The organism is Streptomyces xiamenensis, assembly GCF_000993785.3.
In the GTDB taxonomy this organism is placed as follows: Bacteria; Actinomycetota; Actinomycetes; order Streptomycetales; family Streptomycetaceae; genus Streptomyces; species Streptomyces xiamenensis.
The window spans coordinates 1,686,051-1,701,011 of the sequence record NZ_CP009922.3; the positions used below are offsets into that span (position 1 = coordinate 1,686,051).

The following is a 14,961-nucleotide window of genomic DNA, read 5'->3' on the forward strand; positions in this document are numbered from 1 at the left end:
GTCTACGGGCGGGGTGGGCCGCTCCTCGAATCGGTTGCGGGGCGGTGGGCCGGGGCGCCGGTGGCGGACGGCACGGGCGCGGGCCGCCTCCCCATCTGCGGCACAATGCCGGGTACATGAGGCATCCGGTCAGATGAGATGCCGGCCACACGGGGATCACCATGACGCAGCCACCGCCCGGACCGTACGGATCGCAGCCGCCGCCCCCGCACGGGTACGGCACGCCGCAGCCACCCTCCGCACCGTACGGGGGCCCGCAGTACGGAGGTCCGCAGTATGGGGGCGCGCCGTACGGGCAGGTCCCGCCGCAGCCCGCCGGACCCGCTTCCGGCGGCGGCAACGGCAAGCTGATCGGCATCACCGCGGGTGTGCTCACCCTCGCCGCCGCGCTCGGCGTCGGGCTGGTGCTGGTCCTGAACGGCGACGACGGCCCCTCGCTCAAGGACGACGGCACGCGGTACACGCTGGCCACCCCCGAGGAGGTCGGCGGCTACACGCTGACGTACGGCGACGAGACCGAGGACTTCTTCACCTCGGAGGAAGCGCGCCGGGTGGGCTTCACGGAGGAGGGCGCGGCCATGGCCGCCTACGCCCAGGACGAGTCGTCCGAGGACTCCAACGTCCTCTTCTTCCAGGGTTCCTGGGGCACGGTGACGGATCCGGCGAACGCCCCCGGCGAGATGTTCGCGATGATCGCCGAGGACCTGAACGAGGACGCGGACGAGGACGACCGGGTGGAACTCGTCGGCTCGCCCTCTTCCATGAGCCCCGGCGGCCTGCACAACGCGGCGCTCTCCTGCCAGGAGATGAGGCCGGTCCAGCCGCAATCCGGCGAGCCCGAGGTCTCCTTCGTCTGCATCTGGAGCGACTACAGCACGATCGGTGTGGTGTACGGCATTCCCGGCACCGCCGAGGGCACCGTCCCGCTGAATCTGGAACGGACTGCGGAACTCGCCTCCGAGCTGCGCGCTTTCGCGCTGGTCGAGGTTCCGGCCGGGGACGGCGCTCCGGGCGAGGACTGATCGCCGCCGCAAGAGCGCACGGGGGCGGATGTACACGGGGGCATTTCGTCGGACAGGATGAGCGGTAACGCTTGTCGCAGTGATAAGGGGAAAAACCCATGAGTCAGTACCAGCCGGGCCCGTACGGGCAGCAGCCCCCGCAGGGCCAGCCCGGCCAGCCCGGCCCGTACGGGGCACCGCCGCCGCCGGGTCCGCCCGGTGGCGCGCCCAACCCGTACGCGCAGGGCGGCGCTCCGGGAGCTCCCAGCGGGCCGGGCTACGGCTACCCGCAGCAGCAGCCGGGACAGCCGGGCCCGCCCCCGCCGCCCGGCGCGTACCCCGGGCAGCCGGGTCAGCCGCAGGGTGCCCCCTACGGCCAGCCCCAGGCACCGGGCCCGTACGGCCAGCAGCCCCCGCAGGGCCCGCCCGGCCAGTACCCGGGCCAGCCGCCCTACGGCCAGATGCCGCCCCCGCCCTCCGGCGGCGGCAACGGCAAGAAGGCCGGGATCATCGTGGGCGCCCTGGCCGTGGTCGCCGCGCTGGCGGTCGGCGGTGTGGTGCTGCTCGGCGGTGACGACGAGAAGAGCGAGACGCTCGTCGGGTACTCGCTGAGCTTCCCCGAGCTGTCCGGTGAGTTCGTCCAGATCGAGTCCCAGGAAAGCTCCGGCATGACGGAGGAGGAGCTGGCCCAGTTCGGGCTCGGCCCGGATGCCCAGGGTGCCAGCGCCAACTACCTCGCCGGCGCCGATCCCACCCAGCTGGAGAGCATGGACCCCACCGAACTGAGCAACACGGTCCTGACCTCCATGGTCGGCGTGGGGCTGTGGGGCGAGATCGAGAACCCCGAGGCCACCGTCGACGCCCTGCTCGCCTACGCCGCCGAAGAGGCGACCAACAGCGAGGACGGCGAGCTGGTGGGCAGCCCGGAGAAGGTCACACCCAGTGGCCTGAACGGCGCCACGATGAAGTGCCAGTACGCGGAGGTCGAGGACGCCTTCATCGGCGAGACCGTACAGGTCCCGGTCTGTGTCTGGGCGGACAACAGCACCATGGGCTTCGCCGCCTTCCAGAAGCAGCAGGGGCCGGAGACCGCGATGGAGATGCCCATCGACGAAGCGGCCAACGCCACCGCCCAGCTGCGTTCCGACTCGCTCGTCGCCCCCAGCGAGAGCTGACGGTTCACGCGTCGAACGGCGGGGCCCGGACACCACATCACTCGGTGTCCGGGCCCCGCCGTCGTGCGTGCCGCTGTCGTATCCGTGCGTGCCGGGTACGGGTGCTCAGGCCGTCTTCTCCTGCGGCGGAACGCCGCTGCCGCCCCGCTGCTTCGCCAGGCGCGAGCGCGGCACCAGCGTCGGGTTCACGTTGGAGCGGACCACGTCCTCGGTGATCACCACGCGGCCCACGTCCTGGCGGGACGGGACCTCGTACATCACCGACATCAGGACCTCCTCCATGATGGCGCGCAGCCCGCGCGCCCCGGTGCCGCGCAGGATCGCCTGGTCGGCGATCGCCTCCAGCGCGGGGAGGTCGAACTCCAGCTCGACGCCGTCCAGTTCGAACAGCCGCTGGTACTGCTTGACCAGCGCGTTGCGCGGCTCCACCAGGATCCGCAGCAGCGCCTCGCGGTCGAGGTTGTGCACCGAGGTGATGATCGGCAGCCGGCCGATGAACTCGGGGATCATCCCGTACTTCACCAGATCCTCGGGCAGCGCGTCCGACAGCAGCTCCGCCGTGTCCCGTTCCCGCTTGGAACGGATGTCGGCGCCGAAGCCGATGCCGCGGCCGCCCGAACGGGCCCGGATGATCTCGTCGAGACCCGCGAACGCGCCGCCCACGATGAAGAGCACATTCGAGGTGTCGATCTGGAGGAACTCCTGGTGCGGGTGCTTGCGCCCGCCCTGCGGCGGCACCGCCGCGGTCGTCCCCTCCAGGATTTTCAGCAGCGCCTGCTGCACGCCCTCACCGGACACATCGCGGGTGATCGACGGATTCTCGCTCTTGCGGGCGACCTTGTCGATCTCGTCGATGTAGATGATGCCCTGTTCGGCCTTCTTGATGTCGTAGTCGGCGGCCTGGATCAGCTTCAGCAGGATGTTCTCGACGTCCTCGCCGACATATCCCGCCTCGGTGAGCGCCGTGGCGTCGGTGATGGCGAACGGCACATTCAGCATCCGGGCCAGCGTCTGCGCCAGCAGTGTCTTGCCGGAGCCGGTCGGGCCCAGCAGCAGGATGTTGGACTTGCCGAGCTCGATCTCCTCGTCGCGCGCCGCGCCCGCCTCGGTCTCGCTGGCCCGCACCCGCTTGTAATGGTTGTAGACGGCCACCGACAGGGCGCGCTTGGCGTCGTCCTGGCCGACCACATAGCTTTCCAGGAAGTCGTAGATCTCGCGCGGCTTCGGAAGCTCACTCAGCTCCGAACCGGGCGATTCCGCCAGCTCTTCCTCGATGATCTCGTTGCACAGGTCGATGCATTCATCGCAGATATAGACCCCCGGACCCGCGATGAGCTTCTTCACCTGTTTCTGGCTCTTGCCGCAGAACGAGCACTTGAGCAGATCGCCGCCATCACCGATGCGTGCCACGAGGTGCTTCCCCTTCGCCTGCGCACCGCCGGGGAGACGGTGCCTGGTGCTTGCTTAGACGACGGTACCTTGTCGCCCCGACGGAATGGCCCCCCTTGGCGGGAATCCCCCGGCTCGGGGGCCTTCCCGTCCAAAAGGGGCGGCCAGTTACAGCCTTGTACTGCCTCTTGCCTGCCTGGCTACTGCTGGATGTTGCTGGGTACTGCTGCCCGGTCCCGGCCGGCTCAGACCGAGACGGTGGAACGGGTGGTGACGATCTGGTCGATGAGACCGTAGTCCACCGCCTCCTTGGCGGTGAGGATCTTGTCCCGCTCGATGTCGTCACGGATCTGCTCGATCGGCCGGGTGGAGTGCTTGGCCAGCATCTCCTCCAGCTGGTCACGCATCCGCTGCACCTCACGGGCGGCGATCTCCAGGTCGGAGACCTGACCGCGACCGGTCTCGGAGTACGGCTGGTGGATCAGCACCCGGGCGTTGGGCAGCGCCAGCCGCTTGCCCGGGGTGCCCGCCGCCAGCAGCACGGCCGCGGCCGAGGCGGCCTGGCCCATGCACACGGTCTGGATCTCCGGCTTGACGAAGTCCATCGTGTCGTAGATGGCGGTCAGCGCCGTGAAGGAGCCACCGGGGCTGTTGATGTAGATCTGGATGTCCCGGTCCGGGTCCATCGACTCCAGGCACAGCAGCTGCGCCATGACGTCGTTGGCCGACGCGTCGTCGATCTGCACGCCGAGGAAGATGACCCGCTCCTCGAAGAGCTTCGCGTACGGGTCGTACTCGCGCACGCCCTGCGAGGTGCGCTCCACGAAGCGCGGGACGATGTAACGGGACTCGGCCGGGAGCCGGTCGTAGATGCCGGAGCCGGGGAACCGCTGGGATGAAGTCATGTGGTGTCTACCGCCTTGGGAAGGGCCCGCTGAGCCGGCCTGCCTGAACGTTCGAGGGAGGGCGTAAGAGACCGGCTCAGGCGCCCGTGCCGCCGCCGCCTTCGATGTCGGCCGCGCTGGTGATGACCCGGTCCAGCAGGCCGTAGTCGCGGGCCTCCTCGGCGTTGAACCAGCGGTCGCGGTCCGCGTCGCGGTCCCACTGCTCCTCGGACTGGCCCGAGTGCAGGGCCGAGAGCTTCGCCATCTTGCGCTTGGTGCGCAGCAGCTGCTCGGCGTGGATCTTGATGTCCGAGGCGGAGCCGGCCAGGCCCGCGGACGGCTGGTGGATCAGGATCTCCGCGTTCGGAAGCGCGAAGCGCTTGCCGGGTGCACCGGCGGTGAGCAGGAACTGACCCATCGAGGCGGCCATGCCCATGGCGATGGTCACCACGTCGTTCTTCACGTACTGCATGGTGTCGTAGATCGCCATGCCAGCCGTGATCGAGCCGCCGGGGCTGTTGATGTAAAGGAAGATGTCCTTGTCGGGATCCGCGGCGAGCAGCAGCAGCTGCGCGGTGATCTTGTTGGCGATGTCGTCATCGACCGGCTGGCCGAGGAAGATGATGCGCTCGTTGAGCAGCCGGTTGTAGACCTGGTCGCCGAGACCGCCGTTGGAGGGTTCAGCGGCGGCGGAAGGCATCGGGAGCGTCACGTATCCACCTGCTCGTTGTGGGACGGCGGCACTGTCGCCAGGCCGTCGCATGGCTTAAGCGTTGTACTTCTTACGGACCCTAACGCGCGGCGCCGCCGGACCCGTCCCGGCCAGGGAACTGTTCGCTGTGAGCGCAGGGTGCCCGCGGGGTGGGGCGGCCGGGGTGCGCGACGGGGCCGGACATTGTCATATCCGGCCCCGTCCTTGACGCTTCCGCGCTGACCCGCGCGGGAGGGTGAATCAGGCGTTCTCGGCCTTCTCGGCCTTGTCCTCGCCCTTGCCGGCCTCGGTGGTCTCCTCGACGACCTCGGCGGCCGCCTCGGCGCCCTCCTCGTCCTCGTCGTCGAGGTGGACCGGCTCACCGTTGGTGTCGGTCACCTTCACCGACTCCACGACGGTCGCCAGCGCCTTGCCGCGGCTGACCTCGCCGACCAGCATCGGCACCTGACCGCCCTCGACGACCGCCTTCGCGAACTGGTCGGGGGACATGCCGGAGGACTGCGCCCGGCGCACCAGGTGCTCGGTGAGCTCCTCCTGGCTGACGGTGAGGTTCTCCGACTTGGCGATCTGGTCCAGGACGAACTGGGTGCGGATGCCCTTCTCGGCCTGCTCCTTCAGCTCGTCCTCGAACTCCTCGACCGTCTTGTCCTGGATCTTCAGGTACGCCTCGAGGTCCATGCCGAGCTGGCCCAGCTGGTGGTGCTCCAGGTTGTGCTTGCGGGTCTCGACCTCGTCCTTGAGCAGCTTCTCCGGCATCGGGACCTCGACCAGCTCCAGCAGCGCGTCGAGGACCTTCTCCTGCGCCTCGGTGGCCTGCTGGTACTTCTTCTGGTCGGCGAGCCGGCGGCGGCTGTCCGCCTGGAGCTCCTCGAAGGTGTCGAACTCGCTGGCGAGCTGCGCGAACTCGTCGTCCGCCTCGGGCAGCTCACGGGCCGAGACGCTGATCACCTTGACGGTGACCTCGGACTCCTGGCCGGCGGCCGAGCCGCCCTTGAGCGTGCTGGTGAAGGTGGCGGTGCCGCCGGCCTCCAGGCCGGTGACGGCCTCGTCGATGCCGTCGAGCAGCTGGCCCGAGCCCACGGTGTAGTCCAGGCCCTCGGCGACGCCGTCCTCCAGCACCTCGCCGTCGACCTTGGCCTCCAGGTCGAGCTTGAGGACATCGCCCTCGGCGGCGGCGCGCTCGACGACGGAGGTCGAGGCGAAGCGCTCACGCAGCTGCTCGACGGCCTCGGCCACGTCCTCGTCGGTGACCTCGGCGGCCTCGACGGTGACCTCGATGCCCGTGTAGTCGGGGATCGTGATCTCGGGCCGGATGTCCACCTCGGCGGTGAACGTGAGCAGCTCGTTGTCCTTCAGCTCGGTGATGTCCACCTCGGGCTGACCCAGCGGGTTCAGATCGCCCTCGGAGACGGCCTCGCTGTAGAACTTCGGCAGCGCGTCGTTGACGGCCTCCTCCAGCACGGCGCCACGGCCGAAACGCTGGTCGATGATGCGGGCCGGGATCTTGCCCTTGCGGAATCCGGGCACCGTGACCTGCTGGTTGATCTTCCGGTACGCCGCGTCGAGGCTGGGCTTGAGCTCCTCGAAGGGCACCTCGACAGTGAGCCGAACCCGGGTGGGGTTCAGGGTCTCCACGGCGCTCTTCACGGTCGGTCTCCTTGGGGCTGACTTCTGGGAGGTATGCGGTGCTGCTGTGATGCTGCGTGGCCGAGCCTATGGGTGCCGGTCTGGCCGCTGGTACCCGGTACCCGGTTGCGGGCACGCCACAGGCGCACGATCTCTTCATAGTACGTGGTCGGGGTGGCCGGATTCGAACCGACGGCCTTCCGCTCCCAAAGCGGACGCGCTACCAAGCTGCGCCACACCCCGTGGTCGCTCATGACGCGACACGTAGCGTACAGGTCCGGTCGCCTCCCGGCTCCCCCGCCTCCGGGCGGCGCGGCGCTGGTACGATGCTGTCCGCACGGTGATCGTCGCCGCGGTCGGGAACGACCGGGTGGCCCGTATCCCCGGCGCGCGGGCGTAGCTCAATGGTAGAGCCCTGGTCTTCCAAACCAGCTACGCGGGTTCGATTCCCGTCGCCCGCTCCGTGAGGCCCGGCCCGGCTCCCTCGGGGGCCGGGCCGCCGCGTTGCTCAGGGACCGCTCGAATTGATGGAATCGTCCACGGAGCTGACGGAGTTGGAGATCGACTCCAGGAAGTCCCGTATGGGGTCGGCGGCGCCGGTGGAGGCGAGTGAGAAGCCGAAGAGGATGGCCACGATGGCCGGTCCCCACTTGAGGTTGCCGCTGCGGGCGAGAAAGAACAGCACGACACCCAGCAGCAGCGTCAGAGAGAACGAGATAACCACGACTGATCACATCACCTTCGGACGGTACGCCTGCGCTCCAGCGGGAGCTTGACCACGGCTGTCCTACCCCCGCTGGGCACCTATCGTGCCATCAACCGGGTGGCACATGGGGGTTGATGAGCGACAGGTTCGGGGCGTTGACTTGTTCGCTCCGTCCACCCCGGGTGTCCGTACGTGCCGCGGCCGGGCCGGAACCCCACCCCCCTACCGGACAACCCGGACCCGGAGGCGCTATCGTGCGGTCAATGTTGCGCGTCCGTAATCCACAAGCCCCCTTGCCCACTGCCCGGGCGCGGATGGCTGATCCCCCACCGGAGGCCACGGACGGCCCACCGAAGGGCAAGCCCCGCGATCCCTATTTCGACAACGCCAAGTACCTGGCGATCGTGCTGGTGGCGATGGGGCACGTCTGGGCCCCGCTGATGCCCGACTCCCGGGCCGCCACCGCGCTGTACATGTTCGTGTACGCCTTTCACATGCCGGCCTTCATCATGCTGGCCGGATACTTCTCGCGCAGCTTCACCGGCAAACCCGCCCAGATAGGGCGGTTGATCTCCGGTGTGCTGGTGCCGTACCTGATCTTCGTCGTCGGGTACACCCTGTTCGACCGCTGGGTGAACAACACGGACAAGCCGCTGCTGGAGCCGTTCAGCCTGCTCGACCCGTACTACCTCACCTGGTTCCTGATCGCGCTCTTCTGCTGGCGGCTCTCCGCGCCGCTGTGGCGGGTGCTGCGCTGGCCGCTGCCGATCTCGCTGGCGATCGCGGCGATCGCCTCGGTCTCCCCCGATCTGGGCAACGACTTCAACATCATGCGGGTGTTGCAGTTCCTGCCGTTCTTCGTGCTCGGGATGCTGCTGCGGCGTGAGCATTTCACGCTGCTGGTGCGGCGCGAGGCCAGGATCGCGGCGGCGGTGATCGCGCCGGTCACGCTGGTCTTCACGTACTGGGTGGCGCCGCGGATGGACTACCACTGGTTCTACCGCAGCCACAGCGCCCAGGGTCTCGGATTCACCTGGGATTATGGCGTGATCATGTCGCTGGCGCTGTTCGGCTGCGGCCTGGTGCTGACCGCCTGCTTCCTGGCGTTCGTGCCCCGGCGCCACCTGTGGTTCACGGCGCTGGGCGCCGGCTCCATCTACGGCTACCTGCTGCACGGCTTTCTGGCCAAGGGCTCGCGCTGGTGGGGCTGGTACGACCTGGACTGGGTGCAGACCCCGGCCGGGTACGTGGCCATCACCCTGATCGGCGCCGCCGTGGTCACGCTGCTGTGCACCACCCCGGTGCAGAAGATGTTCCGCTGGGTGGTCGAACCGCCCATGGACTGGGCGTTCAAGAAGGACGACCCGGCGGCCAAGCCGGAACGGGTGCCGGCGGCCAAGTAGCGGACCGCGCGGAGGACGAGGGCGGAGGGGGACGGCCGGGCGGCCGTCCCCCTCCGCCTTTGCCCTTCCAGGGCCGCGCGGGGCGGGACCGGGCGGGGCCGGGTCAGCCGGTCATCCCGTCACTCCAGTCGGTCATCGGACGGGAGAGCCGGCCGATGAGCGTGCGGAAGTCCCGCCAGTGCTCCACTCCCCCGCCGAACGGATACCACTGGCCGTCCCGGCCCGCCGGGCCCAGCGGGAGCGCGGTGACCGGCAGCGGCTCGCCGCCGCGCGGCGCGGTCGGCTCACCCGCGCCCAGCGCGAAGCCGAGCGGGGCCGGCAGCCCAGGGAACAGCGGCGCGCAGGCGGGCGCGGCGTCCGTCGCCCGCCAGGTGACCCGCAGCGTCCGCAGGCCGTGGCCCGCCGCCAGCTCCGCCGCGATCCCGGGCAGCGCCTGAAGCGGTACGGCGTCGGCCGACGCGAAACCGAAGGTCAGCGTGGCTTCCTCCTCCACCCCCGCCGTGGTGCGGGCGATCCGCAGCGCGGCCGAGGCGGCGGCGTCGCCCCCGGTCACCAGCAGATAGCTCGGTTCCGGGGCCCGCTCGCGCGCCATCGCCGTCAGCTCCGCCCGTGACCAGGGCCGCCCGGCGGGCTCGGCCGGGCCCCAGCCGGCCGGCGGGCCGCCGGTGACCGCCCGCCACACCGCCTCCAGCGCCCCGCCCAGCACCAGATCCTCCCGGGCGGCGTGCCGGGTGCGGACGTGGAAGGTGATCCGGCGCTCCGCGCTGCCGGCCAGCGCCTTGTGCCTGGAGACCGGCTCCGGGCCGTGCGGGTCGTCCAGGTACGGCAGCCGCGAGTCGTGCCAGGCGGCGGCGAGCACCGGCTGCCCGTCGGGCCCGGTGCGCTCGGCGTACCCGCCGTCGCGCCAGGTGAGGGCGGCGCCGGTGAACCCGTCGTAGAACGTCTCGCCGTACCGCACCACCCAGCGCAGCGGCTGGGTCGGCAGCAGCTCGTACAGCGGCAGGGTCAGCCGGGTGTGTTCGGGGGTGACGAGATACAGCGTGCGTCCGGTCTTGTGCACGGCGCGCAGGGCGTCCTGGAGCCAGGGCGATACGCCGACGACGGGACGGTCCTGGAGGAGGACGGCGGAGGTGGCCGTGAGCGCGTCGATGGCGGGGTGCGCGGCGGCCGGGACTGGGGCCGCGCCGGTGTCCGCCGGCCCGCCCGGGTCGTGGCGGGTGGGGTCGGGCCAGGCGGTGCCGCCCAGGCGTTCGGCGAGGCGGGCGGTGAAGCGGCCGGCCAGCGCCGCGCCCCGGGCGCCGGGCAGCGTGGTGCGTACCTCCGTCCACCACACCGGGCCGGTGGGGGCGCCGGGGCCCAGCAGGCGGCGCGCTTCGCCGGGGACGGCGATCTCGGTGGGGGCCCCGATCGCGAGCAGCGGGTGCCCGGCGGCGTCGCGGACCCGCAGCAGCCCGCCGCCCTCGGTGGCGTCCAGGGCCCGGCCCGGCCCGGCGGCGGACAGGGCGTACCGCAGGGCGTCGTCGTCGGGGCGGCGCTCGGTGAGGGCTGTCGCGTCGGTGGTCATGGTCGGTCCCGCCGTTCTGGTGTCGTGCCGGTCGCGTCGGTCGTGGTGCGGTGGCCGGTGTGCAGGGCCGTCTGCACCAGCCGGTACGGCTCGCCGCGCCGTACGAGGGTGCCGCGGCCTGGCGGCTGGGCGCGCGGGTACAGGCCGGGGAAGAGCTGGCCCTCCATGCGGTCGCCGGTCATCAGCAGGGCGGTGGCGCCGTTCTCCTTGAGGGCCTGGACGAACGGCTCGTACATGGCGCGCGAGGCGCCGGCCACCCGGCGGGTGAGGATGACGTGCAGCCCGATGTCGGGGGCGGAGGGGATCAGCGGCAGCAGCGGGGCCAGGGGGCGCTGGCCGGCGGTGGCGAGGATGTCGTAGTCGTCGACGAGCAGGACGACGCGTGGCCCGGTGAAGCCCTCGGGGGCGGGCGCGTCCGGGTCGATGATCTCCTTGGGCAGCCGGTCCGCGAGCTTGCCGGCGATGCCGGTGGCCAGGCGCTGGGCGAGGTCGGGGGTGTGGGCGTAGCCGCCGCGGTACGCCTCGGGGATGGCGGTGCGCAGCCCGCGGCGCGGGTCCATGACGGCGAAGACCAGGTCCTGGGGGGTGTGGCGGGCGAGCAGGCCCTGGGCGATGAGGGTGAGGAGGTTGGTCTTGCCGCATTCGCTGTCGCCGAGGACGAGGAGGTGCTGGTCGCGGGCGGCGAGGTCGAGCAGCGCGGGGTCCAGGGCGGTCTCCTCCAGGCCGTAGGGGACCCGGAGCGGTTCGGTGGCCGGGGTGGGCAGCCGGTCGGCGGTGAGGCGGGCGGGCAGGACGCGGATGCGCCGGACCGCTTCGCCGGGGCGTTCGGCGCGGACGCGGTCGACGGCGGCGGTGAGCGCCTCGGGGAGCCCGTCGGCGGTTGCCAGGCCGTCGAGGCGGGGCAGGGCGGTGTGGGCGAAGAGCTTGTCGGTGGTGAGGACGCGGCCGGGCTCGTCGTCGCCGACGGTCTCCATGAGTTTGCGGTCGATGGCGCTGTCGTGCGGGTCGGTGTGCCGCAGTTCGACGCGGGTGCCGAAGGTGGACTGGAGGTTCATGCGGACGTCGTTCCAGCGGCTCATGGCCGCCACCACGTGGATGCCGTAGCCGCCGCCGCGCCGCAGCAGGTCGGCGACCTTGTCGTCCACGTCGGTGAACTCCTCGCGCAGGGCGCCGAATCCGTCGATGACGAGGACGATCTCGGTGGAGCCGAGCTGCGGGTGGCGACCGGCGGCGCGGGCGGTGCGCAGCGCTTCGAGGGAGTCGATGCCGTGGGCGCGGAAGAGGTCCTCGCGTTCGGCGAGCATGCCGCGCAGTTCCTCGACGGTGCGGGCGACGCGTTCGGGGTCGGTGCGCGGGGCGATGCCGCCGGTGTGCGGGAGTCCGTCCATGACACGCAGTCCGCCGCCGACCAGGTCCATGCCGTACAGCGCCACGTCGTTCGGGGTGTGGGTGACTGCGAGGGAGAGCATGAGCGTGCGCAGCAGGGTGGTCTTGCCGGACTGGGGTCCGCCGACGACGGCGGCGTGGCCGCCGGCCCGGGTGAGGTCGAGGATCCACGGGCCCTGCCACTGGGTGGCGGGGTCGTCCAGCACGCCGATGGGGACGCGCAGTTGGCCGGCGGGGGCGGCGACCCGGTCGAGGGGGACGGCTTCGGGGAGCGGGGGCAGCCAGATCTGGCGGACGGGTTCGGCGGCGTCGCTGATGCCGTCGACGAGGGTGGACAGGAGGGTGGGGCCGCCGCTGCCCGCGGTGCGCGGGGCGGGTGCGGTGGTGGCGAGGTCGGTGCCGGGGGCGGGCTCCGGGGCGGTGTTGAGGGCGGGGAACGGGGCGACGAGGGGCCGGTCGCCGGTGGTGGCGGTCTCCTCGCGGGGCGGGGTGGGGCCGTGGTGGCGGCCGGAGACGTAGGCGGCCTTGAACCGCTGGTAGACGCTGGTGTCGACCTTGAGGTAGCCGAAGCCGGGGACGGGCGGCAGTTCGAAGGCGTCCTTGCTGTCGAGCACGGTGCGGGACTCGTCGGCGGAGAAGGTGCGCAGGCCCAGGCGGTAGGAGAGGTACGTCTCCAGGCCGCGCAGCTTGCCGCTCTCGATGCGCTGGCTGGCGAGCAGCAGATGGACGCCGATGGAGCGGCCGATGCGCCCGATGGACAGGAAGAGGTCGATGAAGTCGGGCTTCGCGGTGAGGAGTTCGCCGAACTCGTCGATCACGACGAACAGGTGGGGCAGGGGTTCGAGGTCCGGGCGGGTGGCGCGGGCGACGGCGTACTCGGCGATGCCGGGCAGATGGCCGGCGTCCTTGAGGACCTGCTGGCGGCGTTTGACCTCCCCGGCGAGGCTGGCGTGGACGCGTTCGACCAGTCCCGCCTTGTTCTCCAGGTTGGTGATGATCCCGGCGACGTGCGGGAGGGCGCCGAACGGGGCGAAGGTGGCGCCGCCCTTGTAGTCCACCAGCACCATCGCGAGGTCCTGCGGCGGGTGGGTGGCGACCAGGCCCAGTACCAGGGTGCGCAGCAGTTCGCTCTTGCCGGAGCCGGTGGCGCCGACGCACAGGCCGTGGGGGCCCATGCCGAGTTCGGCGGATTCCTTGAGGTCGAGCAGCACGGGTTCGCCGGAGTCGTCGGTGCCGATGGGGACGCGCAGGAAGTCGCGGATGCCGCGCGGGGACCAGTCGGCGGCGAGGCCGTTCCGGTCGGTGAGGCCGAGGAGTTCGGGGAAGCCCTGCCGGTCGCCGTCGGTGTCGGCGGCGGCGCCGGGTTCGAGGGAGAGCCGCAGCGGGGCCAGCAGCCGGGCGAGGCCCTCGCTCCAGGCGAGCGGGCAGGCGTCGGGGGTGCCGGTGAGGACGGTGGGCGCGGTGGTGTTGCGCAGGTCCTCGACGGTGACGGTGTCGCCGTCCACCGTGATGCGCACGCCGACCTGGCCGGGCTCGTCGAGCCGCCGGGTGACGGGGTGCAGGACGGTGAGCCCGAGTTCGGCCAGGGGAACCGTACGGTCCGGGAGCGGGAGTTCGGAGGCCGGGCCGTCCGCGGTGTCGAGGACGACGAGGAGGCGGGCGGCGCGCTGCGCGGCGTCGCGGGTGGCGTGGCCGCGCCGGCTCTCGGAGGCGCGGGTGGCTCGGGCGCGCAGCAGCGGTCCGAGGATCGCGGCGAGCGCGGAGGGGTCGGTGGCCACGCGGCGGGCCGGGGCGACGGCGTCCCACTGCTCGGGGTCGGCGGTGTGCGGCAGCCACTTGGCCCATTCCCACTCGGGCAGCCGGTGGGGCGGGGCGGCGACGGCGATGCCGAGGTCGTCGGGGGCGTGGGCGACGGCCGCCTGGGCGAGCAGGGCGCGGATGACGCGCAGGGTGTCGGCGCGCGGGCCGATGACGCTGACGTGTCCGGCCCGGTCCAGTGGTGCGGTGAGCGGCATCCCGGCGGTACGGGCGAAGCGGCGGCGCAGTTCGGCCGCCTCGTTGACCATGAAGGGGTCCGGCGGGGAGACGGCGGTGGACTGGTCGCGGTCCATGCGCAGCAGGCGGCGCGGGACGGCGCCGGAGCCGAGCCGCACCGTGAGGAAGTCGGCGTCGGTGCGGCGGCGTTCCCACAGCCGGGCGGGGTCGGCGACCAGGTCGTACAGCGCGTCGGGCGGCGGGTGCAGCAGCCGGGCGGTGTCGCGGTCGGCGGTGTCCTCGCGGTCGAGTTCCTCGCGCTGGGCCTCCAGGTATTCGAGGTAGCGGCGGCGCTGGGTGCGGCGCGTGCGGCGGGCCCGGCCGCGCTGCGAGAAGAACAGGGCGGCGCCGCCGAGCAGGGAGATGGTGAGGACGGCGACGCCGATGACGGCGAACTGGCTGCCGCGCAGCAGGGTCATCATCAGCACGGAGCCGGCGATGCCGGCCATGGGGAGCATGGCGGTGGCGGCCGAACCGGTCTCCCCGTCGGGGAGGTTGGGCGGTGCCTCGATCCCGCGCGGGGCGGGTTCGGCGAGCGGGCGGGTGGTGCGGGCCGGGCGGTGCACGAGGTGCGGGCTGTTGAGGGGGGCGGCGGGCGAGACGGGCTCGTGGGTCCCGGCGGGGCCCGGGGGCGGTACGGGGGTCGCTGTCGCTCCTGGTGCCGGAGGCGGTGCGGGGGCCGCTGCCACGGCCGGTGCGTCGGGGTGCGGCAGGTCGGCGCGGCGCAGTTCGACGGTGAGCGAGGGGTCGGCCGCCTGGGCGAGCCCCACCATCCCGGCCACGACGGCGCCGCGGTGGCGCAGTTCGAGCGTTCCCCCGAAGGAGTCGGGGGCGCCACCGGAGCGCAACTGGATGGTGCCGTCGTGGGTGCTCTCCACGGCGGACGGCCAGGCCGCGGAGGCGGTGCCGGACCGCAGTTCGACGGTCCCGTCGTGGCCGCCGTCCCCGGCGGGGGGCCGGGGCGCCGAGGCGGCCGGGGAGCCGGCGGCGGGTGCGGCCGGCGCGCCGGTGGGCGTTCCCGCCGCCGGCGCGGCCCCCGTACCGGGCGGGCCGTCCCCCGGCCGGTGCGCGCCCCCGGGCC

Annotated in this window: 10 protein-coding genes and 2 tRNA genes; 4 read left to right on the forward strand and 8 right to left on the reverse strand. The window is 72.0% G+C overall.

The genetic code is table 11. The features are described 5' to 3' along the window. Positions 1–161: 161 nt before the first annotated feature. A complete protein-coding gene (locus SXIM_RS07670; protein WP_030725605.1) occupies positions 162–1,022 on the forward strand; it encodes a hypothetical protein in 861 nt (286 codons plus the stop codon). Between the two features lie 98 nt (positions 1,023–1,120). Next, complete coding sequence (locus SXIM_RS07675) at positions 1,121–2,176, forward strand: hypothetical protein (RefSeq protein ID WP_030725603.1); 1,056 nt, start codon at positions 1,121–1,123, stop codon at positions 2,174–2,176. Between the two features lie 105 nt (positions 2,177–2,281). Here SXIM_RS07675 and clpX read toward each other — a convergent pair whose 3' ends face one another. The 5 genes from clpX to SXIM_RS07700 all read right to left on the reverse strand — a co-directional run bounded on the left by clpX (position 2,282) and on the right by SXIM_RS07700 (position 7,030). Continuing rightward, a complete protein-coding gene (gene clpX, locus SXIM_RS07680) occupies positions 2,282–3,586 on the reverse strand; it encodes an ATP-dependent Clp protease ATP-binding subunit ClpX (protein WP_030725591.1) in 1,305 nt (434 codons plus the stop codon). A gap of 224 nt (positions 3,587–3,810) precedes the next feature. Next, positions 3,811–4,470, reverse strand: a complete 660-nt coding sequence (locus SXIM_RS07685) for an ATP-dependent Clp protease proteolytic subunit (RefSeq protein WP_030725588.1) — start codon at positions 4,468–4,470, stop codon at positions 3,811–3,813. A 76-nt stretch (positions 4,471–4,546) separates the two neighbouring features. Beyond that, positions 4,547–5,149, reverse strand: a complete 603-nt coding sequence (locus tag SXIM_RS07690; RefSeq protein WP_030725585.1) for an ATP-dependent Clp protease proteolytic subunit — start codon at positions 5,147–5,149, stop codon at positions 4,547–4,549. 252 nt (positions 5,150–5,401) lie between these two features. Next, a complete protein-coding gene (tig, locus tag SXIM_RS07695) occupies positions 5,402–6,808 on the reverse strand; it encodes a trigger factor (protein ID WP_030725582.1) in 1,407 nt (468 codons plus the stop codon). A gap of 145 nt (positions 6,809–6,953) precedes the next feature. After that, positions 6,954–7,030, reverse strand: a tRNA-Pro gene (locus SXIM_RS07700). 147 nt (positions 7,031–7,177) lie between these two features. Between SXIM_RS07700 and SXIM_RS07705 the strand changes: the two genes are divergently transcribed. Then, positions 7,178–7,248, forward strand: a tRNA-Gly gene (locus SXIM_RS07705). A 47-nt stretch (positions 7,249–7,295) separates the two neighbouring features. Here SXIM_RS07705 and SXIM_RS07710 read toward each other — a convergent pair. Then, complete coding sequence (locus SXIM_RS07710; RefSeq protein WP_030725579.1) at positions 7,296–7,511, reverse strand: hypothetical protein; 216 nt, start codon at positions 7,509–7,511, stop codon at positions 7,296–7,298. A gap of 296 nt (positions 7,512–7,807) precedes the next feature. Between SXIM_RS07710 and SXIM_RS07715 the strand changes: the two genes are divergently transcribed. Beyond that, a complete protein-coding gene (locus SXIM_RS07715) occupies positions 7,808–8,896 on the forward strand; it encodes an acyltransferase family protein (RefSeq protein WP_234306719.1) in 1,089 nt (362 codons plus the stop codon). 103 nt (positions 8,897–8,999) lie between these two features. Here the strand turns inward: SXIM_RS07715 and SXIM_RS07720 are convergent, their stop codons facing one another. Further along, positions 9,000–10,460 carry a DUF6177 family protein gene (locus SXIM_RS07720; protein ID WP_046723392.1) on the reverse strand — a complete coding sequence of 487 codons (1,461 nt, stop codon included), beginning with the start codon at positions 10,458–10,460 and terminating at the stop codon, positions 9,000–9,002. After that, positions 10,457–14,758: a type VII secretion protein EccCa gene (eccCa, locus tag SXIM_RS07725; protein ID WP_246156851.1), complete on the reverse strand. Its 4,302-nt coding sequence runs from the start codon at positions 14,756–14,758 to the stop codon at positions 10,457–10,459. The genes SXIM_RS07720 and eccCa overlap by 4 nt, the downstream gene beginning before the upstream one ends. Positions 14,759–14,961 lie beyond the last annotated feature (203 nt).

Bases quoted from the DNA above. Each gene is read 5' to 3' on its own strand.
- SXIM_RS07675 (WP_030725603.1), top strand. From the start codon at position 1,121: ATGAGTCAGTACCAGCCGGGCCCGTACGGGCAGCAGCCCCCGCAGGGC.
- SXIM_RS07685 (WP_030725588.1), bottom strand. From the start codon at position 4,470: ATGACTTCATCCCAGCGGTTCCCCGGCTCCGGCATCTACGACCGGCTC.
- SXIM_RS07690 (WP_030725585.1), bottom strand. From the start codon at position 5,149: ATGCCTTCCGCCGCCGCTGAACCCTCCAACGGCGGTCTCGGCGACCAG.
- SXIM_RS07715 (WP_234306719.1), top strand. From the start codon at position 7,808: ATGGCTGATCCCCCACCGGAGGCCACGGACGGCCCACCGAAGGGCAAG.
- SXIM_RS07720 (WP_046723392.1), bottom strand. From the start codon at position 10,460: ATGACCACCGACGCGACAGCCCTCACCGAGCGCCGCCCCGACGACGAC.
- SXIM_RS07670 (WP_030725605.1), top strand. From the start codon at position 162: ATGACGCAGCCACCGCCCGGACCGTACGGATCGCAGCCGCCGCCCCCG.